General features: G+C 53.2%; 25 protein-coding genes. 13 read left to right on the forward strand and 12 right to left on the reverse strand.

Going from position 1 to position 24895, the window contains the following annotated elements; genetic code table 11:
* Positions 1-897: a dihydrodipicolinate synthase family protein gene (locus tag V7723_RS13400; RefSeq protein ID WP_335684990.1), complete on the reverse strand. Its 897-nt coding sequence runs from the start codon at positions 895-897 to the stop codon at positions 1-3.
* A gap of 158 nt (positions 898-1055) precedes the next feature.
* Between V7723_RS13400 and V7723_RS13405 the strand changes: the two genes are divergently transcribed.
* Positions 1056-2726, forward strand: coding sequence for an acyl-CoA dehydrogenase family protein (locus V7723_RS13405; RefSeq protein WP_335684991.1), 1671 nt, complete (start codon positions 1056-1058; stop codon positions 2724-2726).
* A gap of 3 nt (positions 2727-2729) precedes the next feature.
* Here the strand turns inward: V7723_RS13405 and V7723_RS13410 are convergent, their stop codons facing one another.
* Positions 2730-3221 carry a winged helix-turn-helix transcriptional regulator gene (locus V7723_RS13410; RefSeq protein WP_335684992.1) on the reverse strand — a complete coding sequence of 164 codons (492 nt, stop codon included), beginning with the start codon at positions 3219-3221 and terminating at the stop codon, positions 2730-2732.
* 106 nt (positions 3222-3327) lie between these two features.
* On the opposite strand from V7723_RS13410, the gene V7723_RS13415 reads away from it, so the two are divergent.
* Entirely contained in the window at positions 3328-4305 is a 978-nt protein-coding gene (locus V7723_RS13415) for an NAD(P)H-dependent flavin oxidoreductase (RefSeq protein ID WP_335684993.1), read from the forward strand.
* A gap of 53 nt (positions 4306-4358) precedes the next feature.
* Here the strand turns inward: V7723_RS13415 and V7723_RS13420 are convergent, their stop codons facing one another.
* Positions 4359-5147: an enoyl-CoA hydratase/isomerase family protein gene (locus V7723_RS13420; protein ID WP_335684994.1), complete on the reverse strand. Its 789-nt coding sequence runs from the start codon at positions 5145-5147 to the stop codon at positions 4359-4361.
* 122 nt (positions 5148-5269) lie between these two features.
* On the opposite strand from V7723_RS13420, the gene V7723_RS13425 reads away from it, so the two are divergent.
* Positions 5270-5779, forward strand: coding sequence for a nuclear transport factor 2 family protein (locus V7723_RS13425; protein ID WP_335684995.1), 510 nt, complete (start codon positions 5270-5272; stop codon positions 5777-5779).
* A gap of 12 nt (positions 5780-5791) precedes the next feature.
* Positions 5792-7033 carry an MFS transporter gene (locus V7723_RS13430; protein ID WP_335684996.1) on the forward strand — a complete coding sequence of 414 codons (1242 nt, stop codon included), beginning with the start codon at positions 5792-5794 and terminating at the stop codon, positions 7031-7033.
* Between the two features lies 1 nt (position 7034).
* Here the strand turns inward: V7723_RS13430 and V7723_RS13435 are convergent, their stop codons facing one another.
* Entirely contained in the window at positions 7035-7928 is an 894-nt protein-coding gene (locus tag V7723_RS13435; RefSeq protein ID WP_335684997.1) for a TauD/TfdA dioxygenase family protein, read from the reverse strand.
* A gap of 117 nt (positions 7929-8045) precedes the next feature.
* Between V7723_RS13435 and V7723_RS13440 the strand changes: the two genes are divergently transcribed.
* The 3 genes from V7723_RS13440 to V7723_RS13450 all read left to right on the forward strand — a co-directional run bounded on the left by V7723_RS13440 (position 8046) and on the right by V7723_RS13450 (position 11636).
* Positions 8046-8507, forward strand: coding sequence for a MaoC family dehydratase (locus tag V7723_RS13440; protein WP_335684998.1), 462 nt, complete (start codon positions 8046-8048; stop codon positions 8505-8507).
* A gap of 81 nt (positions 8508-8588) precedes the next feature.
* A complete protein-coding gene (locus V7723_RS13445; protein WP_335684999.1) occupies positions 8589-10031 on the forward strand; it encodes an MFS transporter in 1443 nt (480 codons plus the stop codon).
* Between the two features lie 183 nt (positions 10032-10214).
* The gene (locus V7723_RS13450) at positions 10215-11636 is read left to right on the forward strand and encodes an MFS transporter (RefSeq protein WP_335685000.1); all 1422 of its coding nucleotides are present in this window, start codon (positions 10215-10217) and stop codon (positions 11634-11636) included.
* A gap of 15 nt (positions 11637-11651) precedes the next feature.
* Here the strand turns inward: V7723_RS13450 and V7723_RS13455 are convergent, their stop codons facing one another.
* From V7723_RS13455 to V7723_RS13470, 4 genes are read right to left on the reverse strand one after another with little or no spacing between them, the layout of a single operon-like run.
* Positions 11652-12644 carry a TauD/TfdA family dioxygenase gene (locus V7723_RS13455; RefSeq protein ID WP_335685001.1) on the reverse strand — a complete coding sequence of 331 codons (993 nt, stop codon included), beginning with the start codon at positions 12642-12644 and terminating at the stop codon, positions 11652-11654.
* Positions 12645-12669: 25 nt separating this feature from the next.
* Entirely contained in the window at positions 12670-14157 is a 1488-nt protein-coding gene (gene tcuA, locus V7723_RS13460; protein WP_335685002.1) for an FAD-dependent tricarballylate dehydrogenase TcuA, read from the reverse strand.
* Positions 14150-15133 carry an NAD(P)-dependent oxidoreductase gene (locus V7723_RS13465; RefSeq protein ID WP_335685015.1) on the reverse strand — a complete coding sequence of 328 codons (984 nt, stop codon included), beginning with the start codon at positions 15131-15133 and terminating at the stop codon, positions 14150-14152. The genes tcuA and V7723_RS13465 overlap by 8 nt, the downstream gene beginning before the upstream one ends.
* Complete coding sequence (locus V7723_RS13470) at positions 15097-16557, reverse strand: aldehyde dehydrogenase (protein WP_335685003.1); 1461 nt, start codon at positions 16555-16557, stop codon at positions 15097-15099. The genes V7723_RS13465 and V7723_RS13470 overlap by 37 nt, the downstream gene beginning before the upstream one ends.
* 131 nt (positions 16558-16688) lie before the next feature.
* Between V7723_RS13470 and V7723_RS13475 the strand changes: the two genes are divergently transcribed.
* A complete protein-coding gene (locus tag V7723_RS13475) occupies positions 16689-17582 on the forward strand; it encodes a LysR family transcriptional regulator (RefSeq protein ID WP_335685004.1) in 894 nt (297 codons plus the stop codon).
* A gap of 12 nt (positions 17583-17594) precedes the next feature.
* On the opposite strand, the gene V7723_RS13480 is transcribed toward V7723_RS13475, so the two are convergent.
* Positions 17595-18374 carry an SDR family NAD(P)-dependent oxidoreductase gene (locus V7723_RS13480; protein WP_335685005.1) on the reverse strand — a complete coding sequence of 260 codons (780 nt, stop codon included), beginning with the start codon at positions 18372-18374 and terminating at the stop codon, positions 17595-17597.
* A 29-nt stretch (positions 18375-18403) separates the two neighbouring features.
* Positions 18404-19138, reverse strand: a complete 735-nt coding sequence (locus tag V7723_RS13485; protein WP_335685006.1) for an SDR family NAD(P)-dependent oxidoreductase — start codon at positions 19136-19138, stop codon at positions 18404-18406.
* A gap of 179 nt (positions 19139-19317) precedes the next feature.
* Here V7723_RS13485 and phnD point away from each other — a divergent pair, with 179 nt between their 5' ends.
* The 5 genes from phnD to V7723_RS13510 all read left to right on the forward strand — a co-directional run bounded on the left by phnD (position 19318) and on the right by V7723_RS13510 (position 23739).
* Positions 19318-20289, forward strand: a complete 972-nt coding sequence (phnD, locus tag V7723_RS13490; protein WP_335685007.1) for a phosphate/phosphite/phosphonate ABC transporter substrate-binding protein — start codon at positions 19318-19320, stop codon at positions 20287-20289.
* Between the two features lie 79 nt (positions 20290-20368).
* Positions 20369-21187, forward strand: coding sequence for a phosphonate ABC transporter ATP-binding protein (gene phnC, locus V7723_RS13495; RefSeq protein WP_335685008.1), 819 nt, complete (start codon positions 20369-20371; stop codon positions 21185-21187).
* Positions 21184-21999: a phosphonate ABC transporter, permease protein PhnE gene (gene phnE / locus V7723_RS13500; RefSeq protein ID WP_335685009.1), complete on the forward strand. Its 816-nt coding sequence runs from the start codon at positions 21184-21186 to the stop codon at positions 21997-21999. Before phnC ends, phnE (V7723_RS13500) begins: the two co-directional genes overlap by 4 nt.
* Positions 21999-22811 (forward strand): phosphonate ABC transporter, permease protein PhnE, encoded by an 813-nt coding sequence (gene phnE, locus V7723_RS13505; RefSeq protein ID WP_335685010.1) that lies wholly within the window; start codon positions 21999-22001, stop codon positions 22809-22811. The genes phnE (V7723_RS13500) and phnE (V7723_RS13505) overlap by 1 nt, the downstream gene beginning before the upstream one ends.
* 13 nt (positions 22812-22824) lie before the next feature.
* Positions 22825-23739, forward strand: coding sequence for an HAD-IIA family hydrolase (locus V7723_RS13510; protein ID WP_335685011.1), 915 nt, complete (start codon positions 22825-22827; stop codon positions 23737-23739).
* 12 nt (positions 23740-23751) lie between these two features.
* Here the strand turns inward: V7723_RS13510 and V7723_RS13515 are convergent, their stop codons facing one another.
* Together V7723_RS13515 and V7723_RS13520 are read right to left on the reverse strand one after the other, a co-directional pair.
* Complete coding sequence (locus V7723_RS13515) at positions 23752-24336, reverse strand: HdeD family acid-resistance protein (RefSeq protein ID WP_335685012.1); 585 nt, start codon at positions 24334-24336, stop codon at positions 23752-23754.
* 105 nt (positions 24337-24441) lie between these two features.
* Positions 24442-24895 (reverse strand): HAD-IC family P-type ATPase (locus V7723_RS13520; RefSeq protein ID WP_335685013.1); only part of this gene is annotated, 454 nt, incomplete at its 5' end.

Below are 24895 nucleotides of genomic sequence, written 5' to 3' on the forward strand. Positions count from 1 at the left end.
TCAAACATATCCAAGAGTAGAAGCGGCTTCAAAGAGCGCTTCTTTCTGGTCTTCGTTCAATGTTTCCTGAGGCAGTCGGACGGCTTCCCATTGCGGTGATTGTTCGCGTTGTGAAATCAAGTATTTCACGGCGGCGATAAGCGGGACGCTGGCGATTTGAGTGCGTAGCTTGACTATTGTCTCCAGCGTTTCGGTATCTGCCGCCCCTGCGCTTGCTTGCCAAAGTTTTTGGGCGAGGGGGGCGGTGACATTGACGGATGCCGAAATACATCCGGCGAACCCGTCACCTCGCGCCGCCCCTAAACAGGTTTCGCTACTGGGGAATACCTTGAAGCCTGGAACACTCTTAACGATGCCGCGGCAATAAGGTAGGTCTGCGCTTGAATCCTTTACTCCGGTCACGCGGCCGTTTAATTCTTTAGCCAGTCGGACAATTAAATCGACCGGGAAGCCGATGCCAGTCAATGCCGGAAAATTATAGAGATACAGTTGAATGGGTGATGATCCCAATCGGCGGTCCAGATCTTCAAACCAGCCGAACAAGCCATTGTTGGTAACCGGCTTGTAGTAATAAGGCGGAAGGACGAGTGCGACCGGGTATCCTAGTTCACTGGCATATTGCGTGAGTTCGGCGGTGGTTTCCAAGTCCGGAGTAGCCGTGCCGACCATAAGCTTCGCTGGATCCAGATTGTCAGCCGCTGCCTTCATGATCTGTTTGCGGGCGTCCGTATTTTGTGAATTTGCTTCGCCAGTCGTGCCTAAGACATTTAGGCCATCCGCGCCATTGGCGAGAGACCAGCGACAATGGTCGACAAATCTTTCAAGATCTGGTGTGCCATCATCTAGAAAGGGAGTTGGCACGGCGGCAATGACGCCTTCAATTGCTGGATTGCTCATTTTGTTCGATTTCCCTGACTCTGAATTACAGTATTTACGTTTCTTGGATTGAGGCGCATCATAAAGGCAAACCCGACGCGGTGCCACAATAGTTGCTTGTCGTCATCTGTTCGGAAGCTATATAATCAAGGAAAACACTCATAATCAAGGAGTTTGCCATGAGTGCGCGTAGCCCAATTTCCAGCCTACCGACCCATGAGGTCACCAATATGCCACCTGCAATTGGCGACCAGGATTTATATGCGACTGATTTGGCGTTGCAAGAAGGCATTGCCCGGAATGGTGCTGGCTGGGCTGAGCAAAAAATTTCGGAATTTGGCAAGGAAGCCGGGTTGGAGGCAACAGTCGAACTGGCAAATCAGGCCAATCAAAACCCGCCTGTTCTGCGCGCTTTTGATCGCAATGGCATGCGCATAAATCAAGTGGACTTTCACCCGGCTTATCATGACCTCATGGACCTTGCGATCCGCAATGATGTGCCAACATTTGCCTGGAATAATATCCGCGAAGGCAACCATGTGGCCCATGGCGCATTTAATTATTTGTTAAATCAAGTGGAGGGCGGGGTCCTCTGCCCAATGGCAATGACCTATTCTGTTATCCCGGCCCTGAAAGTTACGCCATCTATTGAAGCTGAATGGCTTCCGCGGGTTCTGGGTAAAGAATATGACAAAAGAGATATTCCGGTAGAGGAAAAAACCAGTGTGACCATGGGAATGTTCATGACGGAAAAGCAAGGCGGGTCCGATGTTCGGGCAAACTCTACCCAGGCCCGCCCAGAAGGCGCAACGGAAGGTGCTGGTGCAGCGTATATACTGTCAGGACATAAATTTTTCTGCTCTGCCCCGATGTCAGACGCATTTTTGACCCTGGCTTATACGGACAATGGATTAAGCTGCTTTGTTATGCCGAGGTGGCGTCCAGACGGTACCAGGAACGGGCTCTTTATCCAGCGACTGAAAGACAAAATGGGCAACAAGTCAAATGCCTCCTGTGAAATGGAACTGGTGGAAGCTCATGGCGTTATGCTCGGCGAAGAAGGTCGCGGCGTTCGCACGATTATCGAAATGGTCAATGGCAATCGGTATTACTGCGCTGTTGGATCTGCAGGATTGATGCGACAAGCGCTGGTGCAGGCATTGCATCATGCCAACCATCGGACGGCTTTTCAGAAGAAACTTATCCAACAGCCATTAATGCGGAATGTTTTATCAGACCTGGCCATCGAATCCGAAGCGGCTACAGCCATGTTTTTGCGATTGGGGTACGCCATTGGGGAAGGTGAGCAAGATGAGACAGAAGCAGCGCTTGCCCGTATTGGAACGGCGGTGGGGAAATACTGGATTTGCAAACGCGCGCCGGGATTAGTTGGTGAAGCACTGGAATGTTTGGGCGGGCCCGGTTATGTGGAGGAGAGCATTCTCCCACGCCTCTATCGTGAAGCGCCGCTCAACAGTATCTGGGAAGGTTCGGGCAATGTTATTTGTTTGGACGTCCTGCGCGCCATGCACCGTGATCCCAACGCGATGCCGGCATTTATAGGGGAAATTGAACAGGCTAAAGGCCGTAATTCCCTTCTGGATGCGTTTATTCTCGATTTGAAATCCGAATTTGAGGATTTGGAATATATGGAAATTAGGGCCCGACGCGTGACAGAAATGATGGCACTCGCCTGGCAGGCCGCCTTGCTGGTTCAGTTTAGCCCAACTGCGGTATCTGATGCCTTTTGTGAATCCCGGCTCGGAAATCACTGGTCCGGAGCCTATGGATCGTTATCAAGTAATACCGATTTCGAAACCATTCTCAACAGGGCTCAGGGTATCGCCTAGAATTCAGGCCTTTTTCCGGTAATTGATCAAAGAGGTCATGCGCTCATCCGATCCTTGTGCGGGTCTGACAATGACATCTTTGGCGCTAAGCGCGCGGCCATCTTCGGCGTGGACGCCAACCGGTTGGATGGGGCGCAGGTTCTTTTTGTCCAGTAATTCCATGCGCGGGCCTTCATCATTGGGTGCATATTTGTCGCCCCAGGCCATCAGGGAAAGTAGTACCGGATAGAGGTCCAGCCCCTTTGCCGTCAGGACATATTCGAATGCTCGACCATCCGTTTGGCTTTTTCGCTTTTCCAAGATCCCGTTTTTAGTGAGGGATTGAAGGCGCGCGCTGAGAACCGTTGGCGATATTTCAAGCTGTGTCTGGAAATCGTCAAACCGCTTGATGCCATGAAAAGCATCCCGCAGAATGAGCAAGGTCCACCATTCCCCAATCTGATCAAGAGTCTGGGCTACACTGCAATCAAATTTTGTTAAATCAGTTCTACTCATTTCAAACCATAAAATTAGTGTTTAGGATGCATTTCTCAAAATATTGGTTGCGGGGCAAAGGAACACATCATATAACTACGGTTACTGTAGCTAATTGGAGGCATCTATGCAAACAAGAATAACAAAATTATTTGGTATCCAGCATCCCATCATTCAAGGCGGCATGCACTATGTGGGATTTGCGGAACTGGCAGCGGCGGTTTCCAATGCAGGCGGCCTTGGCATTATCACAGGTCTTACACAGAAAACTCCGGAGGACCTGGCCAAGGAAATTGCGAAATGTAATGACATGACGGATAAGCCTTTTGGCGTCAATCTGACATTTCTACCGAGTTTTACTTCACCTCCGTATCCTGAATATATCGATGCAATTATTCAAGGCGGTGTAAAAATTGTCGAAACAGCGGGTCGTAGTCCGGAAAAATACCTGCCGCAGATGAAAGAGGCTGGTATCAAAATCATCCATAAATGCACGTCTGTACGGCATTCTTTAAAAGCTGAGAGAATTGGCTGTGATGCCGTAAGCGTCGACGGTTTTGAATGCGGCGGTCATCCGGGCGAAGATGATATTCCAAATATGATTCTGCTTCCACGGGCCGCCCAGGAATTGACGGTGCCTTTTGTCGCGTCCGGTGGTATTGGAAATGCCCAGCAGCTGGTCGCGTCACTGGCACTTGGCGCGGACGGTATTAATATGGGAACTCGGTTTATCGCCACGCAGGAAGCGCCGGTGCATCAAAATGTAAAAGATGCGATCATTGCCGCAACAGAGTTGGATACAGCTTTGGTCATGCGTCCACTGCGCAACACCGAACGGGTCCTGAAAAACAGTGCCACGGAAAAAGTACTGGCGATCGAAAAAGAAAAAGGCGCAAATACCACGATCGACGATATCATGGATCTTGTTGGCGGCGTTTACCCGAAAGTGATGACGGATGGCGATATGGAAGCCGGTGTCTGGAGCTGCGGCATGGTTGCGGGACTTATCGACGATAATCCGACCTGTCAGGAACTCATTGACCGGATCATGAACGAAGCCGAAGACATCATCAAAGGTCGTTTGAAGATGCTTCTCGCCTCTTAGGTTTTTCGCGAAACTAGGATAATTGATGATAGGCCGGAGACTATGTTTTCGGCCTATTTTCCTGTCCAGACCGGTTTTCGTTTCTCGACAAAAGCGCGGCGCGCTTCCTTACTGTCATCGGAGGCGAAAGCCAGCGCAACTGCGTCAAGGGCGGTTCCCGGCACGGTTTTAAAATCCATATTTTCCATTCGGTAGATAAGTTCGCGCGCGGCTTTCAAGCCGACAGGTGACATGGCAGCCACTTCTTGAGCCAACTCCCGGCTCGCGGACATCAAGTCTTTCGGTGGTACAACACGGGTGATCATCCCGAGCCGATCAGCGTCGATGGCCGAAATTGTTTTCCCGGTATAAATCAGTTCCGCCGCCTTCATGCGCCCGATCAGGCGTTGTAGATGCCAAACATGCATGCCGGGAGGCGCGGCAAGATTAGGAACGCCGGGATATCCGAATTTTGCGTCCGAGGAGGCGATGATCATATCGCAGGCGAAAGCAAGCGTGCAGGCGCCTTCCATGGCATATCCATGCACGGCGGCCATAATCGGTTTATTCAAGGAGCGGACTTTATCAATCATCTCTACATAGAATCTCGCCAGAAACGCTTTCATTTCCGACGGGCCATAAGTATCGAGGAGTTTGAGATCAACACCACCAGAGAGTCCCTTACCCTTGCCTGATAACAGGATTATACGTACGTCCGGATCACCATTCGCCGCATCAAGTGCCTGAAAATATTCATCAGTCATTTGCGGGTTAATGACATTTGCGGGCGGATTATCAAGGATGATTTCGGCGATACCATCTTTGACGTGATACTGAAGCAGAGAGAAATTTTCTGTGGTCATTCGTTTGTTCGCTTTTATTATTTTGACATATGCGTGCATTCGCTGTGAAATCATAACGCATGTTGACTCAGATACCTCTGTTTATTTGACGCAAGCCGAGCACAATAAAAAAGGATATAAAAATGAATACTCGTGACTTTGCCGAATTTCTCAAAAAGTTTTCCAGTGCCGCTGAGGCGGGGGATGGTGATGCGTTTGCTGCCTGCTTTACGGAAGACGGTATTTATCGCGATTATGTCTATGGTGATCATCACGGCCGCGCCGAAATCGCACACATGATGTCACATCAGTTTCACCGTGATGCCGGAAAAGACTATCGTTGGGAAATGTTTGATCCCATGTGTGAAGGCAACTTGGCTTATGCTTGGTCTCTCTCTACTTTTACGTCGATCGTGCCCGAATTTACCGGCCAACGAGTAACTATTGACGGGATGAGCAAGTTCATTTTGGAAGATGGGTTGATCAAAGATTACCGCGAAAGCGTCAATGGCGGTGTGGCCATGGCGCAGCTTGGCGTCCAGCCGGAACGACTCGCGAAAGTTTGCGCGAAATGGGGGCGGTTACTGGAGGCGCAACCGGAAACCGTTGATTTTCTAGCTCACGAAAAAGGGGCCTGGATGAAATCGACTTAAGTAAGTCTTCATATGACCTTACCTGATCCTCAAAATTCGCAGGAAATTACGCCGCCTGCAAAAATACCATACAGGCCGTTGATCATTACGTTGCTGATGCAAACTTTGGCGACGATGGCGGCCTTTTCCGCTCCGACACTGGCGCCAGAAATTGCCCGAGATTTACAAGTTGACGGAAATCTCATTGGATTTTTTGTTTCCACTGTCTATGGCATCGGTATTTTTTCAGCTGTTCTTTCCCCTGATTTTATTGTCAAATTTGGGGCGGTGCGCGTCGGTCAGTTCGTGATGTTGGGTGTGGTTGCCATGCTTCTCATTGCCGGGTCTGGCGGTGTGGCGGCGTTGGCACTATGTGCGTTTGTCTTAGGGTCCGGCTATGGTGCAACGGCGCCAGTCTCAACACATCTGCTAATTCCCCGCACCAATCCGCGCGTCTTGAATCTGGTGTTTTCCATTCGGCAGATCGGCGTCCCGTTGGGCGGCGTGCTGGGGGCGCTGTTGTTACCTGTGCTTGCCGTGTCCTTTGGTTGGCGCATGGCGTTTTATGTACAAATTATTCCATCAATTATCCTAATACTGTACTTCCAATATTATCGTACAGCTTGGGATGCTGACCGCACGCCGACACATAAACTTTTCAAGGCAGAAGGATTGAGGCCGCTTTATCTATTGCGGGATAATCCTGTGATCAGGTTGCTTGCCATCGCCAGCTTTTGCTATGCGGGTATTCAGTTATGTTTTATCGGCTTTATGGCATTGCATTTAACGGACGAAACCGGACTTGATCTTGTTGCTGCTGGACAAGTACTCGCTCTGTATCAGATCGCAGGTGTTACCAGCCGACCCCTCTGGGGCTGGCTTGCAGACAAATATATATCACCAATAAAGCTCTTGGGTATTCTAGGGTTAGTCATGGCCGCGGCTGCCTTGGCCGCCGGACAATTTTCCGAAAGCTGGCCGATTTGGGGACTTTTGCTGGTCAGTATGATAGCCGGGGCGACAGCAAGCGGGTTTACGGGAATTGCCTACGGCGCGTATGCGTTCTATGGCGGAAAATATCGAACCGAGGCAACAGCGCTGGGCTCAAGCGCCATGTTTTCTGGCGTGCTCATCTTGCCAACAAGTTTTGGCCTGCTCGTCGGCTATCTGGATCATTATTGGCTGGCGTATGGCATCCTTGCCTTAATCGCGACAGCGAGCGGTGTGATGTTGTTGGCGGCAAAAGTACCCGCAGTGGAAAGTTCAGGAAAATAAGCTACGTCGATATCTGTCCGTCAACAGTTGGCGCAGTACCGGCCACCGTTGTCCGATGCATATCGCGCACTACTTCGGTATCCCGAAACCGCGTGGCGCGATGCATCGTTTGCCGGTTGTCCCAAATTACCAGATCATGCGGCTGCCATTTATGGCGATAGACAAATTCCCGTTGCGTCGCATGCTCGGTAAGTTCCCGCAGAAGCGCCCGGGCTTCCGGCACCGGCATACCGACAATGCCACCGGCATGCGCAGAGAGGTATAGCGATTTTTGCCCGGTATCGGGATGCGTTCGCACCAATCGTTGTAAGACGGGCTTGAAGTTCTTTGTCTCGTCTTCACTGATGTTGGTGAAACCCAGAACACCGCGGGAATGGAGCAAGGAATGCTCGCAAACAAGATCCTCAATATCCGATTTCGTTTGCTCATCAAGGGCTTCATAGGCGGCGCGCATATTGGCGAACTCCGTATCCCCGCCATGCGGTGGGACAACCCGGCCGGACAGCATGGAATATTTCGCCGGTATAATTTTAAAAGAGCTATCGGAATGCCAAAGCTGGTTACCAAGATTAAACATCCGTTGGCGGTCATCTCGTTGATATAAATTACTATCGCGATCGAGATTAGACAAATCGGCGACGCCGCGTCCCATTTCTCGGCCCGTGCGCTGCCCAATATTGCTGTTGGCACCCGGAATTTCGAGATCTCCAAAATGGCGGCTAAAAGCGAGTTGTTGCTCGTCGTTAATGTTCTGGCCGGGGAGAACTAAAACGGCAAACTTGTTAATTTCGGCATCGATCGCTGCGATATCCTCATCAAGGATCGGTGCGGTGAGATCGATGCCGGTGGCTTCTCCCGCAAAAACGGGATGCAGCGGACGGGTTGTTATGGGCATATTTTGCCTCCAGTTTTCTTCCGAAACTTTTCAACAGGATAAGCCGATTTGATCCTGTTGTACAACCTTTTACACATGCGTTAAGGTGAACGGAAACAACAATAAAAAGGATACAGCATGGAAGTGATCGGGTTAGGGTTCTATTACGAGGATTTACCGCTGGGGCGGACTTTTCAGACCATCGGCCGAACAGTGACGGAACCGGATATCGTCAATTTCATCAATTGCACGGGCATGACAGAAGTCATGTTCACGGATCAGGAATATGTGAAGCATCATTCGGATATCAAGGGGCGTGTCGCGCCCGGCGCCCTTGCGTATACCTTTGCCGAAGGGCTGTTGATCCAGTCGACCATGCAGCATACAGGCCTTGCCTTTTTGAATATGGAATTGGATATCAAGGGCCCGGTTTTTGCCGGCGACACCATTCATGTGGAATGCGAAGTGATTGAATCCCGCCTGACGTCAAAAAAGACCCGCGGGCTGGTCCGAACGCGCAATAAAATCACCAATCAGAAAGGCGAGGTTGTTGCTGAATATACGCCGCTGCGCATGGTGGCCTGCCGCGATAGCCCTTGAAACAGCTAATCCAGTTTGAATTTCAAACTGGATTTATCTCCTAGAAAAGGGAATGATACCCTGCAGCCAGGCGACAGGTAAATGACGTGGCCCGTTACGGGCCCGCAGGGGGATCACATGGACAGCGCTCCACAGAAAATGACGGCGGCCCAGATTAGTGGTGTTGCCGCCATGATGCTGGGGACGTTGGTCATTGCCAATGATTTCACCGCGCTGAATGTCGCCCTGCCAGCAATCGAGAAGGCCTTTCAAGTCGATGTGACCACGGCGCAATGGGTGATTACCGGATATGTGCTGGTATTCGGTGTGTTCATTGTCACCGCAGGCCGGTTGGCGGACATGTTCGGCCGGCGCCGGATTTTCTTTATTGGCATGACCATATTCGCGCTGTTCTCCCTGATTGGCGCGATGGCGACGGATGTCTGGATGTTGCTTATATCCCGGGCGATCATGGGCATCGGCGGCTCCATGGTCTGGCCGGCAATGCTGGGCATAACCTTTTCACTGGTCCCGGAGGACAAGGCGGCGCTGGCCGGTGGCCTGATCTTGGGATTTGCCGGCATTGGCAATGCCATGGGACCGATGCTGGGCGGCGCTTTCACTGAATATTTAAGCTGGCGCTGGATTTTTTACATCAATGTACCGGTGGCGATAATCGCGATAATGGTCACGCTGTCGGTGGTGCCGAAAGACCGGATGGAAAATATCGAGAAAACTGTCGACTATCCGGGGATTATGACCCTGTCACTCGGCTTGTTTGCGCTGTTGCTGCTGCTGGATATTGGGGCAGATCTTGGTTGGTTGAGCCCGGTTGTCTTTGGTCTTCTGGGGCTGGCAGTCGCCGCCCTTTGCCTATTCTTCATGGTCGAGAGGCGGGCGGGACCGAAAGCGCTGGTGCCCAAGGAAATCATGGATAATTCTGCGTTCAAATCCGCCATTGCCGTTATCCTGACCATCAATGTCATTTACTTTGCGTCGCTGTTCTATCTGCCACAATTCATGGTCAAGGAACTGAAGTTTTCGGCAGCGCAGGCGGGGGTCGGGTTGCTCCCGATACTGGCGATGTTTGCTGTAACCTCGTTCGTCGCCGGTTCGTTATTTAACCAACTTGGCCCGAAACTGATGGTCACGATCGGTTCCGGTTGCCTGTCACTCGGTATCCTGATCCTGTCCTTTCTCGATGTCTCAACCACCTATGCCGGATTGGTTCCGGGAATGATGATCCTCGGGATCGGTTTGGGCTTTTTCTTTTCGTCAATTACAACGGTTGGCATCACCGCCGTAGATCCCTCGCAGTCCAGCCTCGCCGGTGCCATCCTCTATATGTTCCAGAATGCCGGTGGCGCCATCGGTCTGGGCTTGAATACCGCAATTGTCGTCAGCGCCCCGACTTTGCTTGAGGGCATCCGCTGGGCCTTCGCCGTGGATGCGGCTTTGGGCGCCGTCGGGGTTATCATCTGCGTAACCCTGGTCGACGGGCCGGTTACCCGTGAACGGATTGCCGCGTTTTTCCGCAAAGAATAAGACAGCGAGACCTAGCGTTTCAGAGCATCAGGAAAAGTCGGCGTGGTCGCCCTGGTCCCGACAAAGCGCCCGGCATCTGATTGAAATTGGTTCTGGATTTTTTTGGTAAAAAAGGGAAAGATAATCCACAACCTGGCAGCGCTTAACTAAGGCTGCCACAAACCAGTTAAGAGAGGAGATTGCATGGTAAGCGTTCGGCAAAAGATGACACCAGCCCAGTTAAGTGGCCTTGCCGCCATGATGCTGGGCACGTTGGTTATCGCCAATGATTTCACCGCGCTGAATGTCGCTCTGCCGGCAATCGAGAAAACCTTTGATACCGATGTGACCACCGCGCAATGGGTGATCACCGGATATGCGCTGGTATTTGGTGTGTCCATTGTCACTGCGGGTCGGTTGGCGGATATGTTCGGCCGACGCCGGATTTTTTTTATCGGCATGACAATATTCGCCCTGTTCTCCCTGATCGGTGCGCTGGCGACGGACATCTGGATGTTGCTCATAGCGCGGGTGATCATGGGCATTGGTGGTGCCATGGTCTGGCCGGCCATGCTCGGCATCACGTATAACCTGTTGCCGGTAGAAAAGGTGGCGCTCGCAGGTGGCTTGTTCATGGGGTTTACGGGTATCGGCAATGCCATGGGACCGATGCTGGGCGGCGCCTTCACTGAATATTTGAGCTGGCGCTGGATCTTCTATATCAATGTGCCGGTTGCGGCTATTGCCATATTAGTGACGTTATGGGTAGTCCCGAAGGATCGAGTGGACGATATCGAAAAGACCGTTGATTATCTGGGAATTATAAGCCTGTCCCTCGGTCTGCTCGCCTTGCTGCTGGTGCTTGATATCGGAACGGAACTGGGTTGGTTCAGCCCTGTAATTCTCGGCCTGTTGGGCCTGTCCGTCGCCGCATTTTGTGTGTTCGCCATGATGGAAAGACGGGGCGGTCCGGGGGTACTGGTGCCCCGGGAAATTTTGATGAATAAGGCGTTTTCAACCGTGATTCTGGTTATTCTGACCCTCAATGCCGTTTATTTTGCAGCGCTTTTCTTTTTGCCGCAATTTATGGTCAAGGAACTGGGGTATTCGGCGGCACAAGCAGGGGCCGGCTTGCTGCCGATATTATTAGTGTTCGCCGGGACCTCCTTTATTGCGGGCCCACTGTATATTCGCCTTGGACCTAAATTGATGGTCACCATCGGGGCCTTCTGTTTAACCTTGAGTATGCTGCTCCTGTCTTTTCTCGAGGCCACGACCCCCTATAGCGGTTTGGTTCCAGGTATGATCATCCTCGGGGCCGGGCTGGGATTCTTCTATGCGGCAACCACGACTGCTGGCATCACTCTGATTGATCCTGCGAAGGCGAGCCTCGCCGGGGCGATTATTTTAATGTTCCAGGATGCTGGCGGCGCCATAGGCTTGGGCCTGAATACGGCCGTCGTTGTCACAGCCCCCACCTTGATAGAAGGCATCAGTCGGGCCTTTATCATGGATGCGGTTTTGGGCGCCATCGGCGTGGTTATTTGCCTGGCCCTGGTTGACGGGCCCGTCACGCGGGAGCGCATCACCGCGTTTTTCCGCAAAGAAAAACAGGACGCTGAGTAGCGGATCTGCGGCGGCTTATCGAAGTGAGAGCCACAGCCGCAAGAGATGTCGCTTGCGATCCACCTCCTCGAAGTCTTGATATTCCGTGCGGGCATGGATGATGCTGTGGTTGGAGATAAACTGCATATCGCCCGGCTCCAGATACATATCCAGATGAAAATCTTTCGAGGCCGCCGCAGTATCATAGAAATCCAGAACCTGTTCCGTCGCCGTATCCAGCGTCCCACCGTCCATAAACCGTGCGGCGGAACGCATATATTCACTGTGATAAAAAGTGCGGAGCTGGTGATCGGCAAAGCAGCAAGCCGGGCGCTGGAAATATCCTTTTTGCCCCGGATTTTCTTCTCCCCGGCGATCGACGGCGAAGGGCTCGAACAAGCGCGGGATCAGCTCTGGTGACTGATCGAACAGGGCGTTGAAGATGGCGATGGAACTGGTAATACGACTCTGGCCGCCGTCACGGGCGGCATTGATACAGAGCAGGCCAACCACATCGGCCGCATCACAATGAAAATCGATATTGCCGCTGGTCCGATAGCGCCGGACAAGCGGGTTGGTCCTCTCTTCCGAATAATCAATGACATGACCAAGCAGTTCATTGTCGGGATTCTGGGCGCCCGGATGGCCAAGGTGATGGCCTAGCCCCCAATAGGCGAGCGTACTTTTCTCAAGGCCCCATTCCTCTACGGGCAGACCTTTTACCAGAATAAACCCCAAGCCGACGGCAATTTGGGTTTTCCAACTTCGTATTTTTGCGGACAATTCCGGGAGCACAAAGCTGTCGCGGCTGACATCGGACATATCCTGACCTGATGCGGTAACCTGTTCAATCGCCTGTTCAAGTTCCGCTATATCAGACGGCGTCAGGGTGACAGTCCAGCTGTCTGGCTTGCCCCGTAAATCAGGGCCGCGCCAATTGGCGGCGTTATCGATCTTTTGATCGGCAATAACTGTATGGGGCCGGTCAAAATAGAATTTGCTCTGGTCGGTGAAGGAGCGAAAGGCCATGATTTTTTTCCTTGATATTTTTATGTCATGAGGCGCAATAGTCGGCCGCCGATGCCCCGGCAACCTTGCCAAAGACGGCGCCATTGATCAATCCAGTTCCGCCCGGATAGTTGTGATAAAAAATGCCGCCGACAATCTCTCCGGCTGCGAACAATCCGGGGATGGCTGCCAAGTCCTTGCCTTGAACAGCGGCCGACGTATCGATGCGCAATCCGCCAAAGGTAAACGTGATGCCGCAGGTCACCGCATAGGCTTCGTACGGCCCTTCATCGAGAAGATTAGCCCAGTTGGATTTGGGCACCGGTAAGCCAGTGGTGCCGCGCCCATCCTTGATATTGGGATTGAACGGCATATTGGATTGAACCGATTTATTGTAATCGGACACAGTGTTCAGGAATTGATCGGGATTAACGCCTTCCAGTTTCTGGGCGAGCTCTTCCAACGTATTCGCCGACACCTTGGTGACCTGCTTGATGCGATATTCGTCGCGCAGCAGATGAGTGACTTTGGAATCGAAAATCTGCCAGGCGAAATTCCCGGTTTGCGCAAGAATTTCCCGGCCATATTTGGCATAGGTATAGTTACGGAAATCCGCGCCTTCATCGACAAAACGATTGCCTTCCGCATTGACCAGAATTCCAAATGGATAGGAATGTTTCTGGAAGCCGTCGCCGACATCGAGGTCGCCAAATTCCGGGGCATTTCGATCCCAGCCAACAGCATGGCAACCCGACCAGTTTCCGGCCGTGCTGGCGCCAATATTGATCGCCATTTCGGCGCCATCACCAGTGTTGAAGGCGGTGCCGCGGACTTTCGCCAGATCCCATGTGGGGCCCAGATAGCGGGTGCGTTTTTCCGGACTCGATTGAAAGCCGCCACTGGCAAGGACGACAGATTTTGCGGTGATATCCATCAGCTCACCATTTTTGCGAATTTTCACACCGGTGATCTTGTTGCCGTCAAACATCAGCTCCAAAGCCCGCGCCTTGTACCAGACATCAATGCCTTTGCTTGTAGCGATCTCCGTCAGGCTATCCACCAGACCGGGTCCGCCGCCCGCAGATTCAACGGTCAGGCCGCCCCAAAACTTGAACTTGCCATCAACCTTGAAGGCTTGCCGGCCATAGATGGGCACGAAACGAACACCCTTTTCTCGCATCCAGTTAATGGTCTCGAAACTGCGCCGGACCAGAATTTCGCACAAATCCGGATCGCTGCGATACTGGGTGACCCGAAACATGTCGTCGAAAAATTCATCTTCCGTATAGGTGCCGAAATCCGTGTTCTCGATTTCTGACGGGGACAGGTCTGGCATGACTTTTTGCAAATCCTCGACGCCATTATAGGCAAAGCGGATAGCACCCGCCGTAAAGCGTGAATTGCCGCCATTTAGCTCTTTGGGGGCGCATTCCAGCACCAGCACGCGGCAGCCTTTTTCTTCGGCGCTCAGGGCCGCGCAAAAGGCCGCATTGCCGGCGCCAACGACGATGATGTCGTAATCTGTGTCAGTCATTTTCTTTTTCCAACTGTTCTTGATAGGCCTGTTTGCTGGTCCCCGAAACGGTATTGATAACGGCCGGGAAATATTCCTGGCCAAAACCGTTCTGGCTTGATTGTTCCAGTCGGCCTTTGGCCAAAGTCGCGGATCGAGCATCGACGCCCATATCTGCCGCCAGCTCCAAGGCGTAGGTAATATCCTTGATGGCATAGTCCGTGGCAAATGCGCTGACCGGGAAAACATTGGGCACCATTGCCTTTTTCCCGTGGTTGCGCAGGGCAAAACTATCGGCAGACCCCAAAGACAGCACATCGACGAGGGCGCTGCGTTCAACTCCGGCGCGTTCCGCCGTGACGAAGGCTTCCGACAGGGCCACAACAGACTGGATCAACACCATATTATTCATCAGTTTCATCACCTGACCGGTGCCGATATCGCCGCAATGGGTGATTTCCTCAGCTGCGGCGTCCAGATAGGGTTGCAGTCGTTTGAACAATTGAGGCGTGCCGCCGACCATAATGCTAAGAGTGCCATCAATGGCGGCTTGCCGGGTGCGGGCGACGGGGGCATCGGCAAATTCAACGCCCTTTTCCTGCGCGGCTTTATGGATCTCGCGGGTCAAGGTGACGGGGCAGGTGCTGAGATCGACAATAATTTGTCCGGCATGCCCGGCTTCCAGCAACCCGCCGTTGCCGAGGACAATTTTTTCGACTTCCGGCCCGCCGGGTAAAGACAGGAAAATGATATCGCAGGCGCTGGCCAGATCAGCAAGGCTTTGCGCTTCATGGGCGCCAAGCGCCACTAGCCGGGCAACCGGTTCGAGATTAAGATCCAAAACCTGCATGTCGCCGAAGCCTGCTTTTGTTATATTGGCGCAGATGGGTTCTCCCATAACGCCGAGGCCGATAAAGCCCATGGTGATTGTTGCCATTTGGTCGTTTCTCCTTGATCCCGTTAGCTTGTAAACCCACCGAGATAGATACTTTTTGATTGTTGGTAGGCGCGCAGGCCCTGCAGACCTTTTTCCCGGCCGAGGCCGCTGTCTTTATAACCGCCGAACGGGGCCGCGATGCTGAGTTGTTTATAGGTATTGATCCAGACGCTGCCGGCTTGCAACCGCCTGCCGAGATTCCAAGCCCGGGTTACATCCTTTGACCAGATACCGCAGGCCAGCCCAAAGGCTGTGTCATCGGCCATCTCGGCCACATGATCCAGATTATCAAACGGCAGGGCACAGAGAACGCTGCCGAATATTTCTTCCTGACAAACGCGGGAGCTATGGGACAGGTTTTCGATAATGGTCGGCAGGTAATACGCCCCTTGCTCATAGTCCGCACCGCTGGGTCGGGTGCCGCCGATGGTCACTTTGCCGCCATCGTCGCGGCCGATCTGGACGTAATTTTCAACCCGCTCCCGTTGGGAGAAAGACGCCATGGGGCCGATATTGCTGCTGCCGTCCATGGGGTCGCCGACCTTGATTTTTGCGGTTTCCGTTTTGACCCGTTCCATGAAATCGTCGTAGATAGGGGCTTCCACAAACAGCCGCGATCCGGCGACGCAGGACTGGCCGCCCGAGCCAAATATCGCCGAGGTTACGCCTTTGGCGGCGGCGTCCAGATTGGCGTCGGCAAATACGATATTGGGGGACTTGCCCCCCAGCTCGAAAATGGTCGGGATGAAACGCGGGGCCACGGCTTCGGCAATGCGGCGACCGGTTTCCGTGCCGCCGGTGAAGGATATCATATGGATATCCGGATGGTTGGTGATGGCATTGCCCACATCGGGGCCGCCGGGCAGCACACTCAATAATCCCTCTGGAAGTCCTGCATCGATAAAACAACGGACCAGTTCAATAGAGACAATGGAAGTCAGTTCCGAGGGTTTCAAAATCACCGCATTACCGGCCGCAAGGGCCGGCGCGATTTTTTGCGCCGCCATGGTCAGCGGCGAATTCCACGGGGTGATGGCCGCAACAACGCCGTACGGCTCATGCATCGTGGCTGTCAAATAGGAGCCGCGGGCCGGCGCAATATCTTCGGTCAGGGTTTCACAAACCGCGGCGAAATAGCGGACGATGCCCGCGGCACTGGCGACCTGGCCTTTGGATTCTGTCAGGGTCTTGCCGTTTTCCTTGGTTTGCAGCAAGGCCAGATGATCGGCCCGTTGTTTGATCAGGTCGACGGCATCAAACAGGCAATTGGCGCGCAGGTGAGGGTTCATCGTGGCCCAGCCAGAAGTGGCAAAAGCGGCCTTGGCCGCCGCAATGGTCGTCTTGACTTGCGCAACGGACGCGGTTTTTAAAACACCCATTTGCGACCCGTCCGCCGGATTAAACAAAGGCATGTCCGGACCCTCGCCGCGGACCCAGTTTCCGGCCAGCGGCAGCAGCAGGTTCTCATCAAGTTTGAAACTCACGTCGGTTCTCCCGTCCCTATAGGACCAGCTTAGGTGATTTCAGTTGCGAATAAAAAATAATTTACCGATCAATGATTTATATGTAAAATAGAATAATAGAGCTTATTAATAGAGAAATCGTATAAATCAATATGGACCTTAAGCATTTAAAGGCGTTTGACGCCGTCGCCCGGCATCTGCATTTCACCAAAGCCGCGCGGGAACAACGCATCACCCAGCCCACTTTGTCCCTGTTGATCCAGCAATTGGAAGATAGTGTGGGGGCCAAATTACTGGTGCGTAGTACGCGCGAAGTGGAGCTCACTGAAATGGGCGCCGAATTTTTACCGCGGGCGCGCAAAATTGTCGTTGATCTGGAACGGGCTCTTGCCCATATGCGCGATCTGGCCAGCCTGAAAAAAGGCAAAGTCACTGTCGCCGCTTTTCCGTCCGTTGCCACAAATCAATTGCCGCGGATCATTGTCGAGTATCGGCGTGATTTCCCTGACATACAGGTACAAATTCATGATGGCATTTTTGAATCCGTCATCGACAAGGTGCGCGAAGGGACTGCGGATTTTGCCATCGCCTCCTCTCAGGACGAGATGCATGATCTCAAATTTGATCAGCTCTATGACGACGAGATTATGTTGATCGCTGCCAAGGATCACCGGTTTGCCCGCTATGAAGTTGTCCGCTGGCTGGATATTGGCGATGAGGAAATCGTCATGCTGTCTGGCGATACGGGTACCCGCCAGCGCATCGATCGCGACCTTGCCGATCACGGCATTACCGTCAATGCCATTCTGGAGCCGGCGCTGGTGCCAACGGCTGCGGCACTGGTTGCCGCCGGGGCCGGTCTGGGGGTTATTTTATCGTCCTATTTACCGATCATCGATACCAGCAACATTGTCACATTGCCACTGATCGAGCCCAATATACGCCGCCCCGTCGGCCTCATCACCCGGCCGGACAAAGTGCTGTCCCCGGCGGCGGAGGAAATGAGAATTCGCGTCGTGACCGCGCTCGCCGAATTTACCGATTGAAAGGCGTGCCGTTCAGGCGTTTTTGATGGTCAGGCCGGCATCGACTGGCAAGGCGACGCCATTGATATAGGACGAGGCGGGCAGCACCAGAGACAAGGTCGCATGGGCGACTTCTTCGGGGTTGCCATAGCGTTTTAACGGGATGCGCCGGCGCGAAAAGATTTCCTTATGCTCATCCTTGATGCGCGACGTGATGCCCGTATGGATGGCACCGGGGCATATGCAATTGACCGTAATGCCGTATTTCGGCAATTCCACGGCCAGCGACCTTGTGAGGCCAATGACCCCATGCTTGGCCGAGGTATAGGGGCTGATTTCCGGTGTTGCCCCCAAGCCTTCGGTCGAGGCGATATTGACGATGCGCCCACCCCCGGCAACTTTCAAATGCGGCAGCGCGGCGCGCACCAGACGCACATGGGCGGTCAGCAACACATCCATGTGACGCTGCCAGTTTTCTTCGAAGGCTTCGTCTTCCACGGACATATGATGGGAAAATCCGGCATTATTGATCAGAATATCAAGGCCGCCAAAAGTTTCGGCGATACCGTTGATAGCGGTATTTATGGCGTCAAGATCGGCCACATCAAAACACCATCCCGCGGCGGACCCGCCCGCGGCCTTGATCTCGTCGACGACCGCCTGCACCCCCTCTTGATTGATATCGGCTACGGCCACATGGGCGCCTTCGTCGGCAAAAAGATGCGCCGTCGCCCGGCCCATGCCGCTGGCCGCGCCGGTGACAAGGGCGGTTTTTCCAGCAATGGAGCGGCTGAGTTTTGAAAGTCGTGCCATGGAATTTTCCTTCTTCTTGATTTTCGAGGCTAAAGAATTAAACCACCATCAACGACAATGGTCTGTCCGGTGACATAGCTGGCCAGCGGCGACGCCAGATACAAGACGGCCCCGGCGATATCTTCGGGCGTGCCAAGACGCCGCATGGGGATGCTCTGGGTGGTGGCTTTCAGGCGATCCGGATTTTCCGTCGTCACCTTGGTCAGCTTGGTATCGACCAGTCCCGGCGCGACCCCATTGACCCGAATGCCATCCTTGGCCCAGGCCTGCCCCATGGTGCGCGTGAAGCCCAACGCCCCGGTTTTCGACGCATTGTAGGCTGGGTTGCCTTTGGTGGCGTGATATCCAGCCGTGGAGCTGATGACAATCATGTTGCCCTTCGCTTGCTCCAGCATCGGGTGAAACTTTGCGGCGCAGGCCATCAGGCTGTTGAGATTAACGTCCATGACTTTCATCCAGCCCGGCATCTCGAACTCTCCGCGATTATAGACGACTGTGCCTTGGCAGAGCACCAGAATATCAAGCTCGGCAAAGGTTACGTCGGCATTGGCGACAGCGTCAAAATCTGCAATGTCCATTTGTTGGTAGGACAGGCCGGTAAGATCGGAACCTTCTTCGCCGTCATAATCGGCGGCGGTGGCCCGGGTTCCCCAGATATGAACGTCGGCGCCGCGCGCCCGCAGGCTTTGGGCAATCCCGTTGCCAATACCGCTGGAGCCGCCGACAATCAACGCTGTTTGTCCGGAGAAATCGAGATCAGTCATCGCAAATATCCTTTTTTCTTTTAATTATATCACGGCAAATGAAAGCTGCAGCAGATAAAACTATAGATAATCTGATGCATTCGTATAGAGTTCGTTTTAGACATAAATACTTTCAAGTTATGCAGGCTCGAACATTTCAACCAGCGCTTGTACGTATAAAATAGAAGAGGGAGACTAAAATGGGAAAACTATTAAGCATGATGGCGGCTGCAGTTTTTGCAGTATCCATGTTGGCGGGCGGCACGACGGCGCAAGCGGAAGATTGTAACCGCGGGACTTTGGATGCGCGTTATTGCGATCGCGATTATAACCAGACGGCTGATTTACCATTGGATGACAGTAAGTGGGTCGACCCGGACACCATCATTTTCTCCTATACACCGGTTGAAGACCCGGCTGTTTATGCGAAAGTCTGGGACGGCTTTATCAACCATATGGCCGAGGTAACCGGCAAGAAGGTCGTGTTCTTCCCGGTTCAGTCCTATGCGGCACAGTATGAAGCCATGCGCTCTGGCCGGTTACATATAGCTGGTGTGAACACTGGCGGTAACCCGGTTGCGGTTTCCTGCGCCGGTATGGTGCCGTTTGCCATGATGGCGTCCACAGACGGTAGCTTTGGCTATGAAATGGAAATTATTGTGCCCGCAGACAGCCCGATCACATCGCCTGGTGATTTGAAAGGCAAAACGCTGGCCTTCACATCGCCAACGTCCAATTCCGGCTTCAAGGCACCGTCTGCTATTTTGAAAAGTGATTTTGGCCTTATCGCCGATGAAGATTTCAAAACGGCCTTCAGTGGCAAGCATGACAACTCCGTACTTGGGGTTGCCAACAAGGACTATGAAGCGGCGGCCATCGCCAATTCCGTGATGAAGCGCATGGTCGATCGCGGGGTCATTGATCCAGCCACCATCCGCTCGATATACAAATCGCAGACATTCCCGACAACCGGTTATGGTCACGCTCATGACCTGCATCCGGAAGTTGTCGCGAAAATCAAGCAGGCGTTTTTCACCTTTGATTGGGAAGGATCTGCGTTGCAGGCAGAATTCAAAAAGGAAGGATCCTTTATCGGGATCCACCATAAATCCGACTGGAACGTGATCCGCAAAATTGATGCGGCAAATGGTGTTACATACGATTGCAAATAAGGATCGTTTGACGTAGAAACGCCGGGCTTTTCGAGATGAGAAGTCCGGTCGTTTTTTTTGGATTGTTTGGGGACCCTTTATGCTTAGCCTGAAATCAGTATCAAAGCGTTACAAAACGGGAGATCTGGCCCTTAAGAACGTGACTCTGGATATCCCGGAAGGTCAGGTGCTGGCTTTAATCGGGCCAAGTGGGGCCGGTAAATCAACGCTCATCCGCTGTATCAACCGGTTGGTTGATCCAACAGAAGGATCGATCTCGCTGGATGGCGAAGAAATCACCTCGCTCTCGTCTTGGGCTTTGCGAAAAGCCCGCCGCCGGATGGGGATGATCTTTCAGGAATATGCGCTGGTTGAACGCCTGACGGTGATGGAAAATGTGCTGTCCGGGCGATTGGGCTATGTGGGGTTCTGGCGCAGCTGGTTTCGCAAATTTCCCGCTGCCGATGTTCAGGAAGCCTTTCGGTTATTGGATCGCGTTGGCTTGAAACATATGGTGGATAAGCGCGCCGATGAGCTGTCCGGCGGGCAACGACAGCGCGTCGGCATTGCGCGCGCCCTTATTCAGGATCCGGCGCTGTTGTTGGTGGATGAGCCGACCGCCAGTCTGGATCCCAAAACATCGCGCCAGATCATGCGGCTGATTTGTGAGCTCTGCGAAGAACGGCGCCTGTCCGCTATTATCAATATTCATGACGTGCTGCTGGCCCAGATGTTTGCCAAAAGGGTTGTTGGCCTGCAATTGGGCGAGATTGTCTATGACGGTCCGCCCGATGGATTGGGTCCGGATGTCCTGACTCAGATTTACGGGGAGGAAGACTGGGAAGCGACCATCAGTAAAGTTGAGGATGAGGACGAGGATGAAGAAGAAGGGGCGCCGGAACCGGTGGCATCCGCATGACCGATGTCTCTGAGAAAACATCCTATCCCAGCAGCTGGAAGAAACCACCGCTGATCAGGCGCGCCTGGCTGCGCTACGCACTGTGGTTTGGCGCGGCGATTTATCTCGCGTTGGCATTCGGCACCATGGAAGTTAATTGGGGCCGGGTCGCTGAGGGGATCCCGCGCGGCCAGAAGTTCCTGTCGGCATTTTTCCCACCGGATTTCAGCAGCCGCTGGGATTCCATTCTGGACGGCATGCTGGAAAGCATCTGGATGGCCGTTATCGCCACCGTCGCCGGCATTGCCTTGTCGGTGCCTGTCGGTTTGGGCGCCGCCCGCAACCTGGCGCCGCTGCCGGTATATCTGGTCTGTCGTAGCATTGTCGCCATCAGCCGGACTTTCCCCGAAATTATTCTGGCGATCTTTGCCGTAAAGCTTTTTGGATTTGGACCCTTTGCCGGATTTCTTGCGCTATCCATCGCCACTGTAGGTTTTTTTGCCAAACTGCTGGCGGAAGATATCGAGAATATGGACCCGGTGCAGGCCGAAGCCATCCGCTCAACCGGGGCCAGCTGGTTGCAATGGATCAATTATGCGGTTCAGCCTCAGGTCATGCCGCGCATGATTGGCCTGTCCATGTATCGGTTGGACATTAATTTCCGTGAATCCGCAGTGGTCGGGATTGTCGGCGGCGGCGGCATCGGGGCGACCTTGCTGACGTCGTTCGATCGCTATGAGTTTGACAGCGCGGCGGCCATTCTGATCATCATTATCGTGATTGTCATGGGGCTTGAATATCTGTCGGGATATTTAAGAAAGTGGGTGCAGTAATGCCTGTTCTTGAAACCGATAAAGGCCCTGTCTGGCGTCGCCGCACCACCTTTGCCAGCCTGGCAACCTGGTTTTGCTACCTCATCGGCGTGGCGATTGTTGTTTATTGCTGGGAACTGGTCTCTGAGCGGACGATCTGGATCTTTGTGCAGGATGCCGGCGCGCAGGCTGTGGATATGGCGACGCGTATGGTTCCCCCTAAATGGAGCTATATGGATATCCTGTGGAAGCCGGTTTGGGACACCATCAATATTGCCACGTTGGGCACGGGTATTGCCCTTGTCTTTGCGGTGCCGATCGCCTTTCTTGCCGCCCATAACACGACACCGCATCCATCGGTGCGGGCCATCGCCTTGCTGATTATCGTCTCCTCGCGGTCGATCAACTCTCTGATCTGGGCGTTGATGCTGGTGTCAATTATCGGACCGGGCGTGTTTGCCGGGGTGATCGCCATTGCGCTGCGCTCCATCGGGTTTTGTGCCAAGCTGTTATATGAATCCATTGAGGAAATCGACACCAAGCAGGTGGAGGCAATCACCGCAACCGGTGCAGCCCGGTCGCAACAGTTGAGCTATGGTATTTTTCCGCAGATTATGCCGTCATTTGCTGGTATTTCCGTGTTTCGCTGGGACATTAATATTCGCGAGTCTACGGTTCTGGGACTGGTTGGCGCGGGCGGTATCGGCATACAGCTGGACGCCTCGATTTCCACACTTGCCTGGACCCAGGTTTCGGTCATCCTGTTGGTTATTCTGGCGACGGTTCTGGTCAGCGAATGGGTCTCCGCCAAAATTCGCTCGGCAATTATTTAGATAGGCTTTGTGAATGCGACAACCGACAGCACGGGCAGCGGAGATATTCCGGCGCTACGAGGAAATTCGGCATCGGCTGCCCACAGCCAATTTTCCAGCCGCGTCACAGTCCATTGATCACTTGCAGGATCTGGCCGACGAGATTGATGTCTTCTTCCTCGATGCCTTTGGGGTTCTGAATGTGGGAGACAGCCCGGTTCCAGGCGCGGTTGAACGACTGGACGCGTTGGCGGCGCTGGGTAAACAGATTTTCGTCATTACCAATGGTGCGTCTTACAGTGCGGCCCATGCCTTGGAGAAATATCAGTCTTTCGGCTTTGATTTTGCACCGCATCAAGTGATTTCAAGTCGCAATACGGCGCGGGCGGCGTTGATGACTTTTGCCTCAGATTTGATCTGGGGGGTGGTTGCCATGCCGGCCGCAGATCTGGGCGAGATTGATGCGAAAACCGTTCTGCTTCTGGACAACCCTGAAACCTATGATGAAGTGGATGGGGTGTTGTTTCTCAGCAGTGCGGAATGGACACCGGCCCGTCAGATTCTGTTGACCCGGTCGCTGAAGAATAATCCGCGACCTTTCCTCGTCGGTAACCCCGATCTGGTGGCCCCGCGGGAATATGGGCTATCGCTGGAGCCAGGGTTTTACGCCCATGAACTGGCGGATAATACAGGCATCAAGCCGCAGTTTTTCGGCAAGCCTTTTGCTAGTATTTTTAACTATGGATTGGCGCAATCAGCCTTGAAAGATATCCCCAAGCATCGCATCGCCATGGTCGGCGATACGCTGCATACGGATATTCTGGGCGGTGCGGCCGCCGGCATCCGTACGGTGCTGATCACCGATCATGGGTTATTGAAGGATGAAAATATTCCCGAACTTATTGCTACATCCGGCATTGTCCCGGATTTTGTCTCCAGAACAACTTAAGCGCTTTATCGCTTAGTCCGGATTGGCGGGTCGCGCGGCAAGCGCCGTAAATACAAGGGTTATACCGGCGAACAGCAAGTTGATGCCGACCAGCAAGCCAATGGCCCAGGTCGCACTGTCGGGCCAGCCTTTCCAGATCATATAGGCCAGAACAAGATCAACGACGCCGCTGAACAGGGTCCAGCCCCAGCTTTTAAGATGTTCGCGGAACTGGAAGGCGATGATGACCGATGCCAGTCCTTGAAAAATAAACAGGGCGATCAGCACCATGGTCAGGGTGAGTGTCCCTTTGAGCGGCTGCAACACCAGAATAAGTCCCACGGCAATCAGCAGAACCGCGGTGATGATGGACCAGAAGGATCCCGGCAGTTTCGGGGCCCTGAACAGTGTGAAGATGCGAATGATACCGCCGACCAGCAGCAGCCAGCCGATAAAGATCTCAACAGCTAATGTGGCAAGTTGCGGAGTGCCAATGGCGACAAAACCTAGAATGCACATAAGAATGCCTTGAAACAGGAACATCTTCCAATGCTTGGCGAGTTCCTCAGACATTTTCTGTTGAAGGCTCTCCAGATCCGGGGGGGTATTTTCGCTCATGTTCATCTCCTCAAGGGCTCGTAATCACAGTATGCAGAACATAGAAGAATTCGGTATTTTAATCAAAAGGTTAAAACAGTTTCGACGCGAGCACAGCGTATTGCTTTAATCCAAGTTTACTCGGCGCAATCGCAGGGCATTGGTAATGACGGAAACAGAGGACAGGCTCATGGCCGCCGCCGCAATCATGGGCGAGAGCAACATCCCGGTGATCGGGTACAGCACACCAGCTGCAATCGGAATACCAATCGCGTTATATCCAAAGGCGAAAAACAGGTTCTGTTTGATGTTGGATAAGGTGGCTTTGGACAGTTTTCGTGCCCGGACAATGCCCGTTAAATCACCTTTTACAAGGGTAATACCGGCACTTTCTACCGCCACATCGGCGCCGGTCCCCATGGCAATGCCGACACCCGCAGCCGCCAAGGCAGGGGCATCATTTACGCCATCGCCAGCCATGGCCGTTTTATGTCCGTCATTATGGAGGGCATCAATCAACGCTTTTTTATCTTCGGGGAGGACATCTGCGCGTATTTCGTCTATGCCAAGTTTGGCGGCG

It is taken from the genome of Sneathiella sp. (genome assembly GCF_036960985.1).
Taxonomy (GTDB): Bacteria; Pseudomonadota; Alphaproteobacteria; order Sneathiellales; family Sneathiellaceae; genus Sneathiella.

Bases quoted from the DNA above. Each gene is read 5' to 3' on its own strand.
- V7723_RS13400 (WP_335684990.1), bottom strand. From the start codon at position 897: ATGAGCAATCCAGCAATTGAAGGCGTCATTGCCGCCGTGCCAACTCCC.
- V7723_RS13405 (WP_335684991.1), top strand. From the start codon at position 1,056: ATGAGTGCGCGTAGCCCAATTTCCAGCCTACCGACCCATGAGGTCACC.
- V7723_RS13410 (WP_335684992.1), bottom strand. From the start codon at position 3,221: ATGAGTAGAACTGATTTAACAAAATTTGATTGCAGTGTAGCCCAGACT.
- V7723_RS13415 (WP_335684993.1), top strand. From the start codon at position 3,328: ATGCAAACAAGAATAACAAAATTATTTGGTATCCAGCATCCCATCATT.
- V7723_RS13420 (WP_335684994.1), bottom strand. From the start codon at position 5,147: ATGACCACAGAAAATTTCTCTCTGCTTCAGTATCACGTCAAAGATGGT.
- V7723_RS13425 (WP_335684995.1), top strand. From the start codon at position 5,270: ATGAATACTCGTGACTTTGCCGAATTTCTCAAAAAGTTTTCCAGTGCC.
- V7723_RS13430 (WP_335684996.1), top strand. From the start codon at position 5,792: ATGACCTTACCTGATCCTCAAAATTCGCAGGAAATTACGCCGCCTGCA.
- V7723_RS13435 (WP_335684997.1), bottom strand. From the start codon at position 7,928: ATGCCCATAACAACCCGTCCGCTGCATCCCGTTTTTGCGGGAGAAGCC.
- V7723_RS13440 (WP_335684998.1), top strand. From the start codon at position 8,046: ATGGAAGTGATCGGGTTAGGGTTCTATTACGAGGATTTACCGCTGGGG.
- V7723_RS13445 (WP_335684999.1), top strand. From the start codon at position 8,589: ATGACGTGGCCCGTTACGGGCCCGCAGGGGGATCACATGGACAGCGCT.
- V7723_RS13450 (WP_335685000.1), top strand. From the start codon at position 10,215: ATGGTAAGCGTTCGGCAAAAGATGACACCAGCCCAGTTAAGTGGCCTT.
- V7723_RS13455 (WP_335685001.1), bottom strand. From the start codon at position 12,644: ATGGCCTTTCGCTCCTTCACCGACCAGAGCAAATTCTATTTTGACCGG.
- tcuA (WP_335685002.1), bottom strand. From the start codon at position 14,157: ATGACTGACACAGATTACGACATCATCGTCGTTGGCGCCGGCAATGCG.
- V7723_RS13475 (WP_335685004.1), top strand. From the start codon at position 16,689: ATGGACCTTAAGCATTTAAAGGCGTTTGACGCCGTCGCCCGGCATCTG.
- V7723_RS13480 (WP_335685005.1), bottom strand. From the start codon at position 18,374: ATGGCACGACTTTCAAAACTCAGCCGCTCCATTGCTGGAAAAACCGCC.
- V7723_RS13485 (WP_335685006.1), bottom strand. From the start codon at position 19,138: ATGACTGATCTCGATTTCTCCGGACAAACAGCGTTGATTGTCGGCGGC.
- phnD (WP_335685007.1), top strand. From the start codon at position 19,318: ATGGGAAAACTATTAAGCATGATGGCGGCTGCAGTTTTTGCAGTATCC.
- phnC (WP_335685008.1), top strand. From the start codon at position 20,369: ATGCTTAGCCTGAAATCAGTATCAAAGCGTTACAAAACGGGAGATCTG.
- phnE (WP_335685009.1), top strand. From the start codon at position 21,184: ATGACCGATGTCTCTGAGAAAACATCCTATCCCAGCAGCTGGAAGAAA.
- phnE (WP_335685010.1), top strand. From the start codon at position 21,999: ATGCCTGTTCTTGAAACCGATAAAGGCCCTGTCTGGCGTCGCCGCACC.
- V7723_RS13510 (WP_335685011.1), top strand. From the start codon at position 22,825: ATGCGACAACCGACAGCACGGGCAGCGGAGATATTCCGGCGCTACGAG.
- V7723_RS13515 (WP_335685012.1), bottom strand. From the start codon at position 24,336: ATGAGCGAAAATACCCCCCCGGATCTGGAGAGCCTTCAACAGAAAATG.